At 62.9% G+C, this 16,206-nt stretch carries 16 protein-coding genes; 15 read left to right on the top strand and 1 reads right to left on the bottom strand.

The annotated features are described in order from the left end of the window. Positions 1–79: 79 nt before the first annotated feature. On the bottom strand, positions 80–1,117 hold the full coding sequence (locus ACE3OO_RS00290; RefSeq protein ID WP_374298481.1) for a glycosyltransferase: 1,038 nt from the start codon (positions 1,115–1,117) through the stop codon (positions 80–82). A 118-nt stretch (positions 1,118–1,235) separates the two neighbouring features. On the opposite strand from ACE3OO_RS00290, the gene ACE3OO_RS00285 reads away from it, so the two are divergent. Genes ACE3OO_RS00285 through ACE3OO_RS00215 form a run of 15 tightly spaced genes read left to right on the top strand, consistent with a single transcriptional unit; the run spans position 1,236 to position 16,195 of the window. Continuing rightward, positions 1,236–1,601 (top strand): NADH-quinone oxidoreductase subunit A, encoded by a 366-nt coding sequence (locus tag ACE3OO_RS00285; RefSeq protein WP_374304642.1) that lies wholly within the window; start codon positions 1,236–1,238, stop codon positions 1,599–1,601. Continuing rightward, positions 1,592–2,155, top strand: a complete 564-nt coding sequence (locus ACE3OO_RS00280; RefSeq protein WP_374298479.1) for an NADH-quinone oxidoreductase subunit B family protein — start codon at positions 1,592–1,594, stop codon at positions 2,153–2,155. Before ACE3OO_RS00285 ends, ACE3OO_RS00280 begins: the two co-directional genes overlap by 10 nt. Positions 2,156–2,168: 13 nt before the next feature. Then, positions 2,169–2,810, top strand: coding sequence for an NADH-quinone oxidoreductase subunit C (locus ACE3OO_RS00275; RefSeq protein ID WP_374298478.1), 642 nt, complete (start codon positions 2,169–2,171; stop codon positions 2,808–2,810). 1 nt (position 2,811) lies between these two features. After that, on the top strand, positions 2,812–3,990 hold the full coding sequence (locus ACE3OO_RS00270) for an NADH-quinone oxidoreductase subunit D (RefSeq protein WP_374298476.1): 1,179 nt from the start codon (positions 2,812–2,814) through the stop codon (positions 3,988–3,990). Continuing rightward, positions 3,987–4,625: an NADH-quinone oxidoreductase subunit NuoE gene (gene nuoE / locus ACE3OO_RS00265; protein WP_374298473.1), complete on the top strand. Its 639-nt coding sequence runs from the start codon at positions 3,987–3,989 to the stop codon at positions 4,623–4,625. Before ACE3OO_RS00270 ends, nuoE begins: the two co-directional genes overlap by 4 nt. Positions 4,626–4,640: 15 nt before the next feature. Then, positions 4,641–5,939 carry an NADH-quinone oxidoreductase subunit NuoF gene (gene nuoF, locus ACE3OO_RS00260; RefSeq protein WP_374298472.1) on the top strand — a complete coding sequence of 433 codons (1,299 nt, stop codon included), beginning with the start codon at positions 4,641–4,643 and terminating at the stop codon, positions 5,937–5,939. Positions 5,940–5,972: 33 nt separating this feature from the next. Further along, on the top strand, positions 5,973–8,036 hold the full coding sequence (nuoG, locus tag ACE3OO_RS00255) for an NADH-quinone oxidoreductase subunit NuoG (protein ID WP_374298470.1): 2,064 nt from the start codon (positions 5,973–5,975) through the stop codon (positions 8,034–8,036). After that, entirely contained in the window at positions 8,029–9,060 is a 1,032-nt protein-coding gene (gene nuoH / locus ACE3OO_RS00250) for an NADH-quinone oxidoreductase subunit NuoH (RefSeq protein ID WP_374298468.1), read from the top strand. The genes nuoG and nuoH overlap by 8 nt, the downstream gene beginning before the upstream one ends. 3 nt (positions 9,061–9,063) lie before the next feature. Next, on the top strand, positions 9,064–9,552 hold the full coding sequence (gene nuoI, locus ACE3OO_RS00245) for an NADH-quinone oxidoreductase subunit NuoI (protein WP_374298466.1): 489 nt from the start codon (positions 9,064–9,066) through the stop codon (positions 9,550–9,552). A gap of 26 nt (positions 9,553–9,578) precedes the next feature. After that, positions 9,579–10,193: an NADH-quinone oxidoreductase subunit J gene (locus ACE3OO_RS00240; RefSeq protein ID WP_374298464.1), complete on the top strand. Its 615-nt coding sequence runs from the start codon at positions 9,579–9,581 to the stop codon at positions 10,191–10,193. A 2-nt stretch (positions 10,194–10,195) separates the two neighbouring features. Then, positions 10,196–10,504 carry an NADH-quinone oxidoreductase subunit NuoK gene (gene nuoK, locus ACE3OO_RS00235; RefSeq protein ID WP_300298993.1) on the top strand — a complete coding sequence of 103 codons (309 nt, stop codon included), beginning with the start codon at positions 10,196–10,198 and terminating at the stop codon, positions 10,502–10,504. A gap of 13 nt (positions 10,505–10,517) precedes the next feature. Next, positions 10,518–12,446 carry an NADH-quinone oxidoreductase subunit L gene (nuoL, locus tag ACE3OO_RS00230; protein ID WP_374304641.1) on the top strand — a complete coding sequence of 643 codons (1,929 nt, stop codon included), beginning with the start codon at positions 10,518–10,520 and terminating at the stop codon, positions 12,444–12,446. Between the two features lie 4 nt (positions 12,447–12,450). Further along, positions 12,451–13,965: an NADH-quinone oxidoreductase subunit M gene (locus ACE3OO_RS00225; protein WP_374298461.1), complete on the top strand. Its 1,515-nt coding sequence runs from the start codon at positions 12,451–12,453 to the stop codon at positions 13,963–13,965. Positions 13,966–14,001: 36 nt separating this feature from the next. After that, complete coding sequence (gene nuoN / locus ACE3OO_RS00220) at positions 14,002–15,435, top strand: NADH-quinone oxidoreductase subunit NuoN (RefSeq protein WP_374304640.1); 1,434 nt, start codon at positions 14,002–14,004, stop codon at positions 15,433–15,435. 25 nt (positions 15,436–15,460) lie between these two features. Beyond that, a complete protein-coding gene (locus ACE3OO_RS00215) occupies positions 15,461–16,195 on the top strand; it encodes a biotin--[acetyl-CoA-carboxylase] ligase (protein WP_374298459.1) in 735 nt (244 codons plus the stop codon). Positions 16,196–16,206 lie beyond the last annotated feature (11 nt).

Here is a 16,206-nt window from a genome sequence, read left to right as displayed (position 1 = left end):
TTTCCGCGCAATCCGGAAAAACGGAACCCGCCCAATGCTTTGGAGCGGGTTTTTGTTTGCCTGCTTCAAATGAATGCGGTCAGGCGATTTCCTTGCCGGCGGGGGCCAGGTGGCTGATCCCGATCACCGGCCGCTGGCGGTCGCTGGCGACCAGGGCTTCGAACCGTTCGACATTCGGGCTGCGCGTGCCGGTGGGGCGCGGATGCCACAGATGCAGCACCACCGAGGCAAAGCGGCCGGATTTGCGCCGCAGGCCGGCGCGCAGCAGCCGCAGGGTGAAATCCGAATCCTCCAGGCCATGACCGACATAGGTGGCGTCGAAACCGTCCACCCGGTCTATGTCGTCGCGCCAGACGGCCAGGTTGCAGGTCTGCACCCTCTGCCAGCGGTCAGGGTGACGATGGCGGCGCCAGTTTCCTGGCAGGCTGATGAGTTGGAAGGGGCGGTTGGCCCCGCCAAGCAGGGCTCGGGCGAACCAGGCCAGGCGGCCGGGGCGGGTCCAGGCCAGGGGGTCGGCCAGCATTTTGCGGGTCTGCCCCTGCTTGATGTAGCAGCGTGCCCCGGCGACGAACCAGCCGCGCTCGGCCAGCCGGGCATGGGTGGCAATGAAATCGGGCAGGACCATGCAGTCGCCGTCCATGAACACGACATAATCGCCGCTGGCCTGCAGCAGGGCGTTGTTGCGCGATTCGGCTAGGCGGAAACCCGTATCGGGTTGCCAGGCATGCAGCAGCGGGCAGGGCATCTCGGGCCGTAGCCGCTCAATCAATGCGCGGGTTTCCCCGCCTGAGCCGTCGTCGGCGACGACGACTTCATAGGCCGTATGGCCGTCGAGATGCTGCCGCGCCAGGCTGCGCAGCACCATTTCGAGGAAAACCGGCGAATTATATGTGGAAACGATAACGCTTATTTTTGCCGGCGCAGTCTTCACCGGAGCCCCCCAACCATCATGCCTTACCACCCCTCTATGCAGGCTACGCGATTCGTTTGCCCGAAACCAGCCGACTTGGCGCCGGCATGCGCCGATGCGCTCCGTGGACGGAGTCGCTACCACCGGCGATAGGTGATTTATTTGATGGCAATCAGAAAAAGCGATGAAAGCGTCGTGACTTGCCATTTATTTGCGCCGGGCCAGCGTGTTGCAGCGCGAGAAGGAAACGGCTAGAACAGCCACCGACCTTGGGCGGGGTGGGACCAGTCCGGGGAGACTTGTTTTTTTTCGGAGGGGAATGACCGTGGACGCCCTGCTGCGGGAATATCTGCCGATACTCCTATTCCTTGGCCTCGCCATCGTGCTGGCCGCCGTTCTGGCCCTGCTGCCCTTCGTGGCCGCCAAGCGCGCGCCGGACCCGGAAAAGAATTCCACCTACGAATGCGGCTTCGAGCCGTTCGGCGACAGCCGCAAGCAGTTCGACGTGCGATTCTACCTGGTCGCCATCCTCTTCATCATCTTCGACCTGGAAGTCGCCTTCCTGTTCCCCTGGGCCATCTCGCTGGGCGAGATCGGCGTCTATGGCTTCTGGTCCATGCTCGCCTTCCTGGGCGTGCTGACCATCGGCTTTATCTATGAGTGGAAAAAGGGGGCGCTGGAATGGGAGTGAGCAACGCCATGCAGACGGCGCCCCAGAAAACCGATACGGCCATGCAGCTTGGTTCCTCGCAGGATGCGTTCTTCAAGGATCTGTCGGACGAGCTGGCCGACAAGGGCGTGGTGATCTCTACGCTCGACAAGCTGGCCAACTGGGCGCGCAGCGGTTCGATGTGGCCGATGACCTTCGGCCTGGCCTGCTGCGGCGTCGAGATGATCCACGCCTATATGGCGCGCTATGATCTCGACAGGTTCGGGGCGATGCCGCGGGCCTCGCCACGCCAGTCCGACGTGATGATCGTGGCTGGCACGCTGACCAACAAGATGGCGCCGGCCTTGCGCAAGCTCTACGACCAGATGGCCGAGCCGCGCTACGTGATCTCGATGGGCAGCTGCGCCAATGGTGGCGGCTACTATCACTATTCCTATTCGGTGGTGCGCGGTTGCGACCGCATCGTGCCGGTCGACGTTTACGTCCCCGGCTGTCCGCCGACCGCCGAGGCGCTGGTCTACGGCCTTCTGCAGCTGCAGAAGAAGATCTGGCGCACCGGCACGATCGCCCGCTGAAGGGATTGAAGCGATGAGCGAAGCCAAGGCCCTTCTGCGCGAACAGGAACAGGCGCTGCGCGACCTGGCCGACCATCTGTCGGCCGGTCTGGGCGCCGACCTGATCGAGACCTCGGTGGCGCGCGGTGAACTCACCATCCGCGTGCCGGCCGAGCGTATCGTCAAGGTGCTGACCTTCCTGCGCGACGATGGCAACTGCCAGTTCGCCGAACTGGTCGACATCACCGGCCTCGACTGGCCGCAGCGGCCGCAGCGCTTCGATGTGGTCTACCACCTGCTCAGCCTCAAGCTGAACCAGCGTATCCGCATCAAGGTGAGCACCGACGAGGAGACGCCGGTGCCGTCGGTGACCGGCGTTTATGCGGCGGCCAACTGGTTCGAGCGCGAGACCTGGGACATGTTCGGCGTGATGTTCTCCGGCCATCCGGATCTGCGCCGCATCCTGTCGGATTACGGCTTCGAGGGGCATCCTTTGCGCAAGGATTTCCCGCTCACCGGTTATGTCGAGGTGCGCTACGACGAGGCGCAGAAGCGCGTGGTCTACGAGCCCGTGCAGCTGAACCAGGAATTCCGCCGCTTCGATTTCATGAGCCCGTGGGAAGGCGCGAAATACGTGCTGCCGGGCGACGAGAAGGCAGGCGAGGGGCAGAAGTAAGATGGCCGAAGTCTCCATTGCCAACTACATGGTCAATTTCGGGCCGCAGCATCCGGCGGCCCACGGTGTGCTTCGCCTGGTCATGGAACTCGACGGCGAGATCGTCGAGCGCTGCGACCCGCATATCGGCCTGCTGCATCGCGGCACCGAGAAGCTGATCGAACACAAAACCTATCTGCAGGCGGTGCCGTATTTCGACCGCCTGGATTACGTCGCGCCTATGAACCAGGAGCATGCCTTCGCGCTCGCCACCGAGCGCCTGCTGGGCCTGGAAGTGCCGGCGCGCGGCCAGGCTGTGCGCGTGCTGTTCGCCGAGATCGGCCGCCTGCTCAACCACCTGCTGAACGTGACCACGCATGCCCTCGATTGCGGCGCCATGACGCCGGCTTTGTGGGGGTTCGAGGAACGCGAGAAGCTGATGGAATTCTACGAGGGCGTTTCCGGCGCCCGCATGCATGCCGCCTATTTCCGGCCCGGCGGCGTGCACCAGGACCTGCCCAAGGGCATGGCCGAGGATATCGTCAAATACCTGCCGCGCATGCTGAAGGTGATCGATGATATCGAGGGTCTGCTGACCGAGAACCGCATCTACCGCCAGCGCAACGTCGATATCGGCGTGATCGGTGCCAAGGACGCGATGGACTGGAGTTTCTCGGGCGTCATGCTGCGTGGTTCGGGCATCGCCTGGGATCTGCGCAAGTCGCAGCCTTATGACGGCTACGAGAAATACGATTTCGATATTCCGGTGGGCAAGAACGGCGACTGCTTCGACCGTTACCTCTGCCGCATCGAGGAAATGCGCCAGAGCGCGAAAATCATCGAGCAGGTGGTTGCCAACCTGCCCGGCGGCCCGGTCGCGTCCGACGATCGCAAGATAGTGCCGCCCAAGCGCGGCGAGATGAAGCGCTCGATGGAAGCGCTGATCCACCACTTCAAGCTCTACACCGAAGGCTATCACGTGCCCGAGGGCGAGGTTTATGCCGCCGTCGAGGCGCCGAAGGGCGAGTTCGGCGTGTATCTGGTGTCGGACGGCTCGAACAAGCCGTATCGCTGCCGCATCCGCGCTCCGGGCTTCCCGCATCTGCAGGCCACCGACTTCATGTCGAAGGGCTACATGCTGGCCGACGCCGTCTCCATCGTCGGCAACATGGATATCGTGTTCGGGGAGATCGACCGATGAGTGGCGTCCATATCGCACCCCCGGAGCTGCAGCCCGCCAGCTTTGAGTTCACGTCAGAAAACATGGCGCTGGCGAAGAAGCATATCGCCAAGTATCCGGAAGGCCGGCAGCAGAGCGCCGTGATGCCGCTGCTCGACATCGCCCAGCGGCAGCACAACAACTGGGTGCCGCAGGCCGCGATCCGCTATATCGCCGATCTGCTGGGCATGCCGGCGATCCGCGTGCTGGAAGTGGCCAGCTTTTATACGATGTACAACCTCGCCCCCGTTGGCACGCATTTCGTGCAGGTCTGCACGACCACGCCTTGCTGGCTGCGCGGTTCCGACAAGGTGCTGAGCGCCTGCAAGAAACATCTGGGCGTCGGTCCGGGCGAAACCACGCCGGACGGCAAGTTCACCGTGATCGAGGTGGAATGCCTGGGGGCCTGCGTGAATGCCCCGATGCTGCAGCTCGGCGACGATTTCTACGAGGATCTCGACGAGGAAAGCACCGGCAAGATCCTCGAGGCGCTGAAACGCGGCGAGACGCCCAAGCCCGGCCCGCAGAACGGCCGGCTTTCGTCCGAGCCGCAGGGCGGCGCCACCACTCTCACCACTTTCAATCCCGCAGCTTCGGCTGGCGGGAATGACGACTGAGGCGGAGCCAGCCCCATGCTTCAGGACAAAGACCGCATCTTCACCAATCTCTACGGCCAGCAGTCGTGGCGATTGGAATCCGCCCGCAAGCGCGGCGACTGGGACAACACCAAGGCCATCATCGAGAAAGGCCAGGACTGGATCATCGAGGAGATGAAGAAGTCCGGCCTGCGCGGCCGTGGCGGCGCGGGTTTCCCGACCGGCCTGAAATGGTCGTTCATGCCCAAGCAGTCTGATGGCCGCCCCAGCTATCTGGTGGTGAATGCCGACGAGGGCGAGCCCGGCACCTGCAAGGACCGCGACATGATGCGGCATGACCCGCACAAGCTGGTCGAGGGTTGCCTGATCGCCGGCTTTGCCATGCGCGCCAAGGCCGCCTACATCTACATTCGAGGAGAGTTCTACCGCGAGGCCGAGAACCTGCAGGGCGCCATCGACGAGGCCTATGCCGCAGGCCTGATCGGCAAGAATGCCTGCGGCACCGGCTTCGACTTCGACGTCTTCGTGCATCGCGGCGCCGGCGCCTATATCTGCGGCGAGGAGACCGCGCTGATCGAAAGCCTGGAAGGCAAGAAGGGCCAGCCGCGCCTGAAGCCGCCATTCCCGGCCAACATGGGTGTTTGGGGCTGCCCCACCACGGTAAACAACGTGGAAAGCATCGCGGTGGTGCCGACCATCCTGCGCCGCGGCGGCGAATGGTTCGCCGGCATCGGTCGTCCGAACAACACTGGCACCAAGGTTTTCTGTATCTCCGGCCACGTGAACAAGCCGTGCAACGTGGAAGAGGAGATGGGTATCCCGCTCAAGGAGCTGATCGAGAAGCATGCCGGCGGCGTGCGCGGCGGCTGGGATAACCTGCTGGCCGTGATCCCGGGCGGCTCGTCCGTGCCGTTGCTGCCCAAGGCGATCTGTGACGACGTGCTGATGGATTTCGACAGCCTGCGCGCCCAGCGTTCGGGCCTGGGCACCGCCGCCGTGATCGTGATGGACAAATCCACCGACATCGTGCGTGCCATTGCCCGCCTGTCGAAATTCTACAAGCATGAATCCTGCGGCCAGTGCACGCCGTGCCGCGAAGGCACCGGCTGGATGTGGCGCGTGATGGAGCGACTGGTCGAAGGCCGCGCCGAGAAGCGCGAGATCGACATGCTGCTGGAAGTCACGACGCAGGTGGAAGGCCATACGATCTGCGCGCTCGGCGATGCCGCGGCGTGGCCGATCCAAGGCCTGATCCGGCATTTCCGCGGCGAGATCGAACGCCGCATCGACGCCTACCATTCGGGTTCGCCGGTTCTGCCGGCGGCGGCCGAGTGACGGCTGGCTGAGTAGGCGGGGAAGGGTACAAGCATGCCCAAGTTGACCATCGACGGCATCGAAGTGACGGTTGATCCCGGCACCACCGTGCTGCAGGCCTGTGAACTGGCCGGCAAGGAAATTCCGCGTTTCTGCTATCACGAGCGCCTGACCATCGCCGGCAATTGCCGCATGTGCCTGGTCGAACAGGAAAAGGCGCCGAAGCCGATCGCCTCCTGCGCTATGCCGGCCGCCGACGGCATGGTGATCCACACGGATTCGCCGATGGTCAAGAAGGCCCGCGAAGGCGTGATGGAATTCCTGCTGATCAACCACCCGCTGGATTGCCCGATCTGCGATCAGGGCGGCGAATGCGACCTGCAGGACCAGGCCATGGGCTACGGTCGCGGCGCTTCCCGCTACGACGAAAACAAGCGTGCGGTCAAAGACAAATACATGGGCCCGCTGGTCGAGACGGTGATGACCCGCTGCATCCATTGCACGCGTTGCGTCCGCTTTATTACCGAAGTGGCCGGCGTGCCGGAACTCGGCGCCATTGGCCGCGGCGAGGACATGCAGATCACCACCTATCTGGAAAAGGCGATGACGTCCGAACTTTCGGGCAATGTGATCGACCTCTGCCCGGTGGGCGCGTTGACCTCCAAGCCCTATGCCTTCACCGCCCGCTCGTGGGAACTGCGCAAGACCGAAAGCATCGACGCCATGGATGCCGTCGGCGCCAATATCCGCGTCGATGTGCGCGGCCGCGAAGTGATGCGTGTGCTGCCCCGCCTGAACGAGGACGTGAACGAGGAATGGCTCTCCGACAAGAGCCGCTTCGCCTATGATGGCCTGAAGGCGCGCCGTCTCGATCGCCCCTACGTGCGCAAGAACGGCAAGCTGCAGGAAGCCAGCTGGGCCGAAGCCTTTGCCGCCGTCGCCGCTGGTCTGAAGGGCCTGGGCGGCAGCCAGATCGCGGCGATTGCCGGCGACTTGGCCTGCGCCGAAAGCGTTATCGCGCTGAAGGATCTGATGGAGAAGCTGGGGTCGCCGAACCTCGATTGCCGTCAGGATGGCGCCCGGATCGACCCAACGGTGCGTGCGGGCTATCTCTTCAACAGCGGCATCGCCGGAATTGACGAGGCCGACGCGATCCTGATCGTGGGCAGCAACCCGCGCCGCGAAGCCGCGCTGATCAATGCCCGTATCCGCAAACGTTATCTCACCGGCAAGGTGAAGATCGGCCTGATCGGCGAGCAGGCGCAGCTGACCTACAAGTACGACTATCTCGGTGCCGGCCCTGCCACGCTGAAAGATATCGCCGAAGGGCGCCATGCTTTCGCCGAGGTGCTGAAGGGCGCGCAGAAACCCATGCTGATTCTCGGGCAGGGCGCGATTGCCCGCGCCGACGGCGCCGCCATTCTGGCGCTGGCCAGGCAGGTGACCGATGGCTGCGGTCTGGTGAAGGACGGCTGGAACGGCTTCAACATGCTGCACACGGCCGCCAGCCGCGTTGGCGCACTGGATCTCGGTTTCGTGCCTGGCTCGGGCGGCAAGGATGCGACCGGCATCCTGGCCGGCGCGCAGGCGGGCGAGATTAAGGCCGTCTATCTGCTGGGCGCCGACGAGATCGACACGACCAAGCTCGGCTCGGCCTTCGTGATCTATCAGGGCAGCCACGGCGATGCCGGCGCCAAGCGTGCCGACGTGATCCTGCCTGGTGCCGCCTATACCGAGAAGGATGCGACCTGGGTGAATACCGAGGGGCGCGTGCAACTCGGCCGCCGCGCTGCGGCACCGCCGGGCGAGGCCCGCGAGGATTGGGCGATCATCCGCGCGCTCTCTGATGTGCTGGGCCAGACACTGCCCTATGACAACCTGGGCATGCTGCGCCGTCGCATGTTGCAGGCCGCGCCGCATTTCGGTGCCGTCGACAAGATCACGCCGGCTGCCTGGGGCAATTTCGGCGCAGCCGGCACGGTCGGCGACCTGCCGTTCGTGTCGCCGGTGGCCGATTTCTACCTGACCAATCCGATCGCCCGCGCCTCGGCGACGATGGCCGAATGCTCGGCCCTTGCACGTGGCGCCGCCATGCCGAAGACGGGTACCCATGACTGACGCTTTCTGGAACACGCTCTGGACCGGCTACGTCTTTCCGGGCGGTCTGATCCTCGTTCACATCCTGATGCTGACGGTGCCGCTGCTGATCGCGGTGGCCTATCTGACGCTGATGGAACGCAAGGTGCTGGCGGCGATGTCGCTGCGCATGGGGCCCAACGTGGTCGGGCCTTTCGGCCTGCTGCAGCCCTTTGCCGACGCGGCGAAGCTGATCTTCAAGGAAACCATCATCCCCTCGGGTGCGAACAAGTTCCTGTTCGTGATGGCCCCTTGCATCACCTTCATCCTGGCGCTGATCGCCTGGGCGGTGATCCCGGTTTCGGAAGGCTGGGTGATCGCCAACATCAATGTCGGCGTGCTGTATCTCTTTGCGATCTCGTCGCTGGGCGTCTACGGCATCATCATCGCCGGTTGGTCGTCGAATTCGCGCTACGCCTTCCTCGGCGCGCTGCGTTCTTCGGCGCAGATGGTGTCCTACGAAGTTTCGATGGGCTTCGTGATCATCACCGTGCTGCTCTGCGTCGGCTCTTTGAACCTGAGTGCAATCGTGGAAGCGCAGAAGACGGTGTGGTTCGCCCTGCCGCTTTTCCCGATGTTCATCGTCTTCTTCATCTCGGCCCTGGCCGAGACCAACCGACACCCCTTCGACCTGCCGGAAGCGGAAGCCGAACTGGTGGCCGGTTATCAGGTCGAATATTCGTCGATGACCTTCGCTCTGTTCTTCCTGGGCGAATACGCGAACATGATCCTGATGTCGGGCATGACCACGATCCTGTTCCTCGGCGGATGGTTGCCGCCGTTTGACATCGCGCCGTTCAACTGGGTTCCGGGCATTGTCTGGTTCTGCCTCAAGATCTTTGTGCTGCTGTTCGTGTTCATCTGGGTGCGCGCCACCGTGCCGCGCTACCGCTACGACCAGCTGATGCGCCTGGGTTGGAAGGTCTTCCTGCCGTTCTCGCTGTTCTGGGTGGTGGCTACCGCGGGCGTGCTCGTCGCCTTCGATCTGCTGCCGAAAGGGGTGTAAGCCATGGCTCTGCTCGACCGCGGCGCCCGCACGATCTTCCTCTGGGAAGTGGTGAAGGGGCTTGGCCTGACTTTCAGCTATATGTTCAAGAAGCGCGCGACGCTGAACTATCCCTATGAAAAGGGCCCATTGGGCCCGCGCTTCCGCGGTGAGCATGCCCTGCGCCGCTATGCCAATGGCGAGGAACGCTGCATCGCCTGCAAGCTGTGCGAAGCGATCTGCCCGGCCCAGGCCATCACCATCGAGGCCGAGCCGCGTGAAGACGGCTCGCGCCGCACCACGCGTTACGACATCGACATGACCAAGTGCATCTATTGCGGCTTCTGCCAGGAAGCCTGCCCGGTGGATGCCATCGTCGAGGGGCCGAATTTCGAGTTTGCCACCGAAACCCGCGAAGAGCTTTTCTACAACAAGGAAAAGCTGCTCGCGAATGGCGAACGTTGGGAATACGAGATTTCGCGCAACATCGCCGCTGACGCGCCGTACCGCTGAGCGCATCGCAGGCGAGGGGGTAAACTATGATCATCCAGGCTTTGGCCTTCTACCTGTTCGCAGCGATCACCGTCGCCTCCGGCTTCATGGTGATCGCTTCGCGCAACCCGGTGCATTCCGTGCTCTTCCTCATCCTGGCCTTCTTCAATGCGGCCGGGCTGTTCGTGCTGATGGGGGCGGAATTCCTCGGCATGATCCTGGTGATCGTCTATGTCGGTGCCGTCGCGGTGCTGTTCCTGTTCGTGGTGATGATGCTCGACATCAACTTCGTCGAACTGCGCCAGGGCTTCCTGCAATACCTGCCGATCGGCGGGCTGATCGGCTTCATCCTGCTGGTCGAGCTGGCGCTGGTGCTGGGCGGCTGGGTGATCACGCCGGCGGCCAAGTCGGTTGCGACCGATCCGATTCCGGCGCTGGATCAGGTCACAAACACTCATGCGCTGGGCGCGGTGCTCTATACCAAATACATCTACCTGTTCCAGGGTGCCGGCCTGATCCTGCTGGTCGCCATGATCGGCGCCATCGTGCTGACACTGCGTTCGCGTCCGGGCGTGAAGCGCCAGAACATTGCCGAGCAGGTCAGCCGCCCGCGCGATGCGGCGGTGGCGATCCGCAAGGTCGAGCCGCGGAAGGGAATCTGACCATGACTATCGGCCTCGGACATTACCTCACTGTGGCGGCGATCCTGTTCACGCTCGGGATCATTGGCATCTTTCTCAACCGCAAGAACGTCATCGTCATCCTGATGTCGATCGAGCTGATGCTGCTGGCGGTAAACCTGAACCTGGTGGCGTTTTCCACCCACCTGAATGATCTGGTCGGCCAGGTCTTCGCGCTGTTCGTGCTCACCGTGGCGGCAGGCGAGGCGGCGATCGGTCTGGCGATCCTGGTGGTCTATTTCCGCAACCGCGGCACTATCGCGGTTGAAGACATCAACATGATGAAGGGCTGAGGCGGCGATGACGATGTACCATCTGATCGTTTTCCTGCCCCTGCTGGCCGCGATCATCGCCGGCTTCTTCGGGCGCCGTATCGGCGATGCCGCCGCCATGGCAGTCACCTGCGTTGCCGTGGGCATTTCCGCCATCCTGTCCTGGGTCGCCTTCTATCTGGTGATCTCGAAGGGCATGACCGTCAACGTGAAGGTGCTGGACTGGATCGACTCCGGCAGTTTCAGCGTGGACTGGGCACTGAAGATCGACCAGCTCACCGCCGTCATGCTGGTGGTGGTCAATACCGTGTCGGCCGTGGTGCATGTCTACAGCGTCGGCTATATGAGCCACGACGAGCATCGGCCGCGTTTCTTCGCCTACCTGTCGCTGTTTACCTTCGCCATGCTCATGCTGATCACGGCGGATAATTTCGTGCAGCTTTACATGGGCTGGGAAGGCGTAGGTCTGGCCTCCTACCTGCTGATCGGTTTCTGGTTCAAGAAGCCATCGGCCAATGCCGCCGCCATCAAGGCTTTCGTGGTCAACCGCGTCGGCGATTTCGGTTTCGCGCTGGGCATCTTCGCGCTGTTCCTCGCCACCGGTTCGGTCACCTTCGATGCCGTGTTCAAGGCCGCGCCGGATCTGGCCGGCAAGACCTTCCACTTCCTGTGGAAGGACTGGGACATCCTGACGGTCGCCACCTTCCTGCTGTTCCTGGGCGCCATGGGCAAGTCGGCCCAGCTTGGCCTGCACACCTGGCTGCCGGATGCGATGGAAGGTCCGACCCCGGTTTCGGCCCTGATCCATGCCGCAACAATGGTCACCGCCGGCGTCTTCATGGTGGCGCGTTGCTCGCCGCTGTTCGAATACGCGCCCGACACGCTGGCCTTCGTGGCCGTGATCGGCGCCAGCACGGCCTTCTTCGCTGCCACGGTCGGCTTGGCGCAGAACGACATCAAGCGCGTGATCGCCTATTCGACCTGCTCGCAGCTCGGCTACATGTTCTTCGCGCTCGGCGTCTCGGCCTATCCGGCCGCGATCTTCCACCTGTTCACGCATGCCTTCTTCAAGGCCCTGCTGTTCCTGGGCGCCGGTTCGGTGATCCATGCCGTGAGCGGTGAGCAGGACATGCGAAACATGGGCGGCCTGTGGAAGCACATCAAGATCACCTACGTGATGATGTGGATCGGCTCGCTGGCGCTGGCTGGTTTCCCGATCTTTGCCGGCTATTATTCCAAGGACATGATCCTGGAAGTGGCCTATGCGGCCGGTGGCGTGGGTACCTATGCCTATGTGCTGGGCATGGCCGCGGCGATCCTGACGGCCTTCTATTCCTGGCGTCTACTGTTCATGACCTTCCACGGTGAACCGCGTGCCGACCATCACGTGATGGAGCACGTGCATGAAAGCCCGATGGTGATGCTGCTGCCGCTGTTCGTGCTGGCTTTCGGCGCGGTCTTCGCCGGCATCGCCTTCCACGACGGCTTCATCGGCCATCACTGGAAGGAATTCTGGGGCAATTCGATCCTGATTCTGGAAAACCACAAGGCGATGGAAGACGCCCATCATGTGCCTTTCCTGGTCAAGGTGGGCCCAATCATCGTCGGTGTCATCGGCATCGCCATCGCCTGGCTGGCCTATATCCGCGACACCAGCCTGCCGGTGGAAGCCGCCCGGCAGCACCGGATGCTCTATCAGTTCTTGCTGAACAAGTGGTATTTCGACGAGCTTTACGACCGCATTTTCGTGCGGCCGGCGATGTGGCTCGGCCGCGTGTTCTGGAAAGGCGGCGATGGCAAGATCATCGATGGCCTCGGGCCGGATGGACTTGCCGCCACCGTGGTCCGGCTGGCTAAGCGGGCGTCGATCCTGCAGACCGGCTATGTCTATCACTACGCTTTCGCCATGCTGATCGGCGTGGCGGCGCTGGTGACCTATTTCTTCAGTGCGATGGGGCACTAATCCGATGTCGAGCATGCCCTTGCTGTCCATCGTCACCTTCCTGCCGCTGGCGGGTGCTGCGTTCATTTTCCTGGCCCGCGGGCCGGAGGAGATTGTGGCCCGCAATGCCCGCGCGGTAGCCTTGTGGACCACCACGATCACCTTCGCGGTGTCGCTGCTGATCTGGCTGAACTTCGATAATTCGACCGCGGCCTTCCAGTTCGTCGAGAAGACCGCGTGGGTCGCGACCGGCATCAACTATCATATGGGTGTCGACGGCATCTCCATGCTGTTTGTCATCCTCACCACCTTCCTGATGCCGTTCTGCATCCTGGCCTCGTGGGAAGCGATCGAGACCCGCGTCAAGGAATACATGATCGCCTTCCTGGTCATGGAAACCCTGATGATCGGCGTGTTCTGTGCGCTCGATCTGGTGCTGTTCTACCTGTTCTTCGAAGCCGGTCTGATCCCGATGTTCCTGATCATCGGCATCTGGGGAGGCAAGCGTCGCATCTATGCCAGCTTCAAGTTCTTCCTTTACACGCTGCTCGGCTCGGTGCTGATGCTGCTGGCGATCCTGTACATGTATTTCACCGCCGGCACGACCGACATCCCGAGCCTGATGAAGACCGGCCTGTTCTCCGCGCAGGCGCAGACATGGTTGTGGCTGGCCTTCTTTGCCTCGTTTGCCGTTAAGATGCCGATGTGGCCGGTGCATACCTGGCTGCCGGATGCCCACGTGGAAGCGCCGACGGCCGGCTCGGTGATCCTGGCCGCCGTGCTGCTGAAGATGGGCGGCTACGGCTTCCTGCGTTTCTCGCTGCCTATGTTCCCGCTGGCCAGCGAATATTTCGCGCCGTTTGTCTTCGCGCTCAGCGTGATCGCCATCGTCTATGCTTCGCTGGTGGCGCTGGTGCAGGAAGACATGAAGAAGCTGATCGCCTATTCGTCGGTGGCCCATATGGGCTTCGTCACCATGGGCATCTTCACCTTCAATACCCAGGGAGTTGAGGGCGCGATCTTCCAGATGCTCAGCCACGGCATCGTGTCGGGTGCGCTGTTCCTCTGTGTCGGCGTGGTTTACGACCGCCTGCATACCCGTGAGATCGCGCGCTATGGCGGTCTGGTCAACAACATGCCGAAATACGCCTTCGTCTTCATGCTCTTCACCATGGCCAATGTGGGCCTGCCGGGCACCGGCGGTTTCGTCGGCGAGCTGCTCACCCTGGTCGGCGCCTTCCAGGCGAATACCTGGGTGGCCCTGATCGCCACATCTGGCGTGATCTTCGCCGCGGCCTATGCGCTCTGGCTGTATCGTCGCGTGGTGTTCGGCGAACTGACCAAGGCTGATCTGAAGAACATGCTGGACCTAAGCCCGCGCGAGATCGCCATCTTCGCTCCGCTGGTGGTGATGACCCTGTGGATGGGCATCTATCCGGCGCCCTTCTTCGATGTGATCGCCGCTTCGGCCAAGCATTTGCTGGAACAGCATCAGACCGCCCTTGCCGCCGCCAAGGCGGTGGCGACCGCCGCCCGCTAAAGCGGAAGAGGAGTTCGACCCGTGACCGCTTCGACCATGCCCGCCCTGGCGCCGGCCTATCCGGAAATCTGGCTTGCCCTGGCCTCGATGGCTCTGCTGATTTTCGGCGTCTTCCGCGGCGATACCTCGACCCGCCTGGTATCCTGGCTCGCGGTGGCCGTGCTGGCCGTCGCCATCCTGCTTGTTGCCATGCAGCCGGCCGGCAGCGTGACGACCTTCGGCGACATGTTCATCGCCGATGGCTTCGGTCGTTTTGCCAAGGTGCTGATCCTGCTGGGCTCGGCGTTTTCGATCATCCAGTCGCTTGGCTATATCCGCTACGAGCGGATGGAGCGTTTCGAATATCCCGTGCTAATCCTGCTGGCCAGCACCGGCATGATGATGATGGTTTCGGCCAACGACCTGATCGCGCTTTATCTGGGTCTGGAGCTGCAGTCGCTATCGCTTTACGTGCTGGCGGCGTTCAAACGCGATTCCGGCCGTGCCACCGAAGCGGGCCTGAAGTATTTCGTGCTCGGCGCGCTGTCGTCCGGCATGCTGCTCTATGGCAGCTCGATGATTTATGGTTTCGCCGGTTCGACCAGCTTCCCGCTGATCGCCAAAGCCCTGGCTGGTGGCGGCGGGGCGTCCATCGGCCTGGTGGTTGGCATCGTCTTTCTCTGCGCAGGCTTGGCCTTCAAGGTTTCTGCGGTGCCGTTCCATATGTGGACGCCTGACGTCTACGAGGGCGCGCCCACGCCGGTGACGGCCTTTTTTGCCGTGGCACCCAAGGTGGCGGCGATGGCGCTGTTCGTCCGATCTCTGCTCAGCCCGTTTGGCGAGATCGCCCATGACTGGCAGCAGATCATCATCGTGGTCAGCGCGCTCAGCATGATTCTCGGCGCCTTTGCGGCCATCGCGCAGAGCAATGTCAAACGCCTGATGGCCTATTCCTCGATTGGTCATGTCGGCTATGCCCTGATCGGTCTTGCCGCCGGCACGCAGGAAGGCGTACGCGGCATCCTGATCTATCTGGCCATCTATCTGGCCATGAATGTCGGCACCTTCGCCATCATCCTCTCCATGCGCCAGAAGGACCGCATGGTCGAAGGCGTGCAGGATTTGGCCGGCCTGGCCAAGACCCATCCGGGCATGGCGCTGCTGCTGGCGGCTTTCATGTTCTCGCTGGCGGGTGTGCCGCCGCTGGCCGGCTTCTTCGGCAAGTTCTACGTCTTCATGGCCGCCATCAACGCCAAGCTCTATGTGCTGGCGGTGCTCGGCGTGCTCAGCTCGGTGGTGGGCGCCTATTATTATCTGCGCATCGTGAAGATCATGTATTTCGACGAGGCAGCCGAGCCACTGGCAAAACCGGTGCGCGGCGAACTTGGCGCGGTGATGACCGTGACCGGCCTGTTCACGATTCTGTTCTTCGTGATGCCCGGCCCGCTGCTCGCTGCCGCTGAAACCGCCGCCAAGGCGCTGTTCCCGTAAGCGGGACCGGGCGCGGACCCACCCGATGAAGTGGGATCTGCGGATATTCGACGTCCTCGATAGCACCAACGAGGAAATCCGCCGTCAGGTCGAAACGGGCATGGCGGAAGGGCTTGCCGTGCTGGCGCACAGCCAGACCGCCGGCCGCGGTCGCCGTGGCCGGGCTTGGGAGTCGCCAGCCGGCAACCTGTTTATCTCGCTGCTGCTGCGCCCCAAAGCCAGTCCTGCGCAGGCCGCCACGCTATCTTTCCTTACGGCCGTTGCCTTGGCCGAAGCTCTCGAATTGGCCGCGCCGCAGCTCGGGGCGCAGATCACATGCAAATGGCCCAATGACGTGCTGGTGAATGGCGCCAAGATCGCCGGCATCCTGCTGGAGTCCCGTACGCGACCTGATGGCGCCATGGATTGGGTCACGGTCGGAATCGGCGTGAATCTGGCGCACCATCCCGACCAGACGCCATATCCGGCCACGGCGCTCGCCGCGCATGGTGTTCAGGTTGCGCCAGAGGATTTTGCCCCTTGGCTGCTGGCGCGCTACGGCTATTGGTATGGTCGCTGGCGGGCAGAAGGTTTTGCGCCGGTGCGTGAGGCATGGCTGAGAAAAGCGCAGGGGCTTGGTCTTTCGGCTGTGGTGCGTCTGCCGGATCGGGAATTGCATGGCCGTTTCGTGGCGCTGGACGATAGTGGCGCCTTGCTGCTGGAATTGCCCGACGGCCGCGTGCAGACTGTCACGGCCGGTGACGTATTCCCGGCTGCTTGAAAGGACGACGC

It is taken from the genome of Ferrovibrio sp., assembly GCF_041906005.1.
GTDB lineage: Bacteria > Pseudomonadota > Alphaproteobacteria > Ferrovibrionales > Ferrovibrionaceae > Ferrovibrio.
This window is presented reverse-complemented; position numbering and strand designations above follow the sequence as displayed.

What these genes read in the sequence shown, in the direction of transcription:
- nuoH (WP_374298468.1), top strand. Translation starts at nt 8,029, where the DNA reads ATGACTGACGCTTTCTGGAACACGCTCTGGACCGGCTACGTCTTTCCG.
- ACE3OO_RS00240 (WP_374298464.1), top strand. Translation starts at nt 9,579, where the DNA reads ATGATCATCCAGGCTTTGGCCTTCTACCTGTTCGCAGCGATCACCGTC.
- nuoI (WP_374298466.1), top strand. Translation starts at nt 9,064, where the DNA reads ATGGCTCTGCTCGACCGCGGCGCCCGCACGATCTTCCTCTGGGAAGTG.
- nuoF (WP_374298472.1), top strand. Translation starts at nt 4,641, where the DNA reads ATGCTTCAGGACAAAGACCGCATCTTCACCAATCTCTACGGCCAGCAG.
- ACE3OO_RS00275 (WP_374298478.1), top strand. Translation starts at nt 2,169, where the DNA reads ATGAGCGAAGCCAAGGCCCTTCTGCGCGAACAGGAACAGGCGCTGCGC.
- nuoK (WP_300298993.1), top strand. Translation starts at nt 10,196, where the DNA reads ATGACTATCGGCCTCGGACATTACCTCACTGTGGCGGCGATCCTGTTC.
- nuoN (WP_374304640.1), top strand. Translation starts at nt 14,002, where the DNA reads ATGCCCGCCCTGGCGCCGGCCTATCCGGAAATCTGGCTTGCCCTGGCC.
- ACE3OO_RS00270 (WP_374298476.1), top strand. Translation starts at nt 2,812, where the DNA reads ATGGCCGAAGTCTCCATTGCCAACTACATGGTCAATTTCGGGCCGCAG.
- nuoE (WP_374298473.1), top strand. Translation starts at nt 3,987, where the DNA reads ATGAGTGGCGTCCATATCGCACCCCCGGAGCTGCAGCCCGCCAGCTTT.
- ACE3OO_RS00290 (WP_374298481.1), bottom strand. Translation starts at nt 1,117, where the DNA reads ATGGCAAGTCACGACGCTTTCATCGCTTTTTCTGATTGCCATCAAATA.
- ACE3OO_RS00280 (WP_374298479.1), top strand. Translation starts at nt 1,592, where the DNA reads ATGGGAGTGAGCAACGCCATGCAGACGGCGCCCCAGAAAACCGATACG.
- nuoL (WP_374304641.1), top strand. Translation starts at nt 10,518, where the DNA reads ATGTACCATCTGATCGTTTTCCTGCCCCTGCTGGCCGCGATCATCGCC.
- nuoG (WP_374298470.1), top strand. Translation starts at nt 5,973, where the DNA reads ATGCCCAAGTTGACCATCGACGGCATCGAAGTGACGGTTGATCCCGGC.
- ACE3OO_RS00215 (WP_374298459.1), top strand. Translation starts at nt 15,461, where the DNA reads ATGAAGTGGGATCTGCGGATATTCGACGTCCTCGATAGCACCAACGAG.
- ACE3OO_RS00225 (WP_374298461.1), top strand. Translation starts at nt 12,451, where the DNA reads ATGTCGAGCATGCCCTTGCTGTCCATCGTCACCTTCCTGCCGCTGGCG.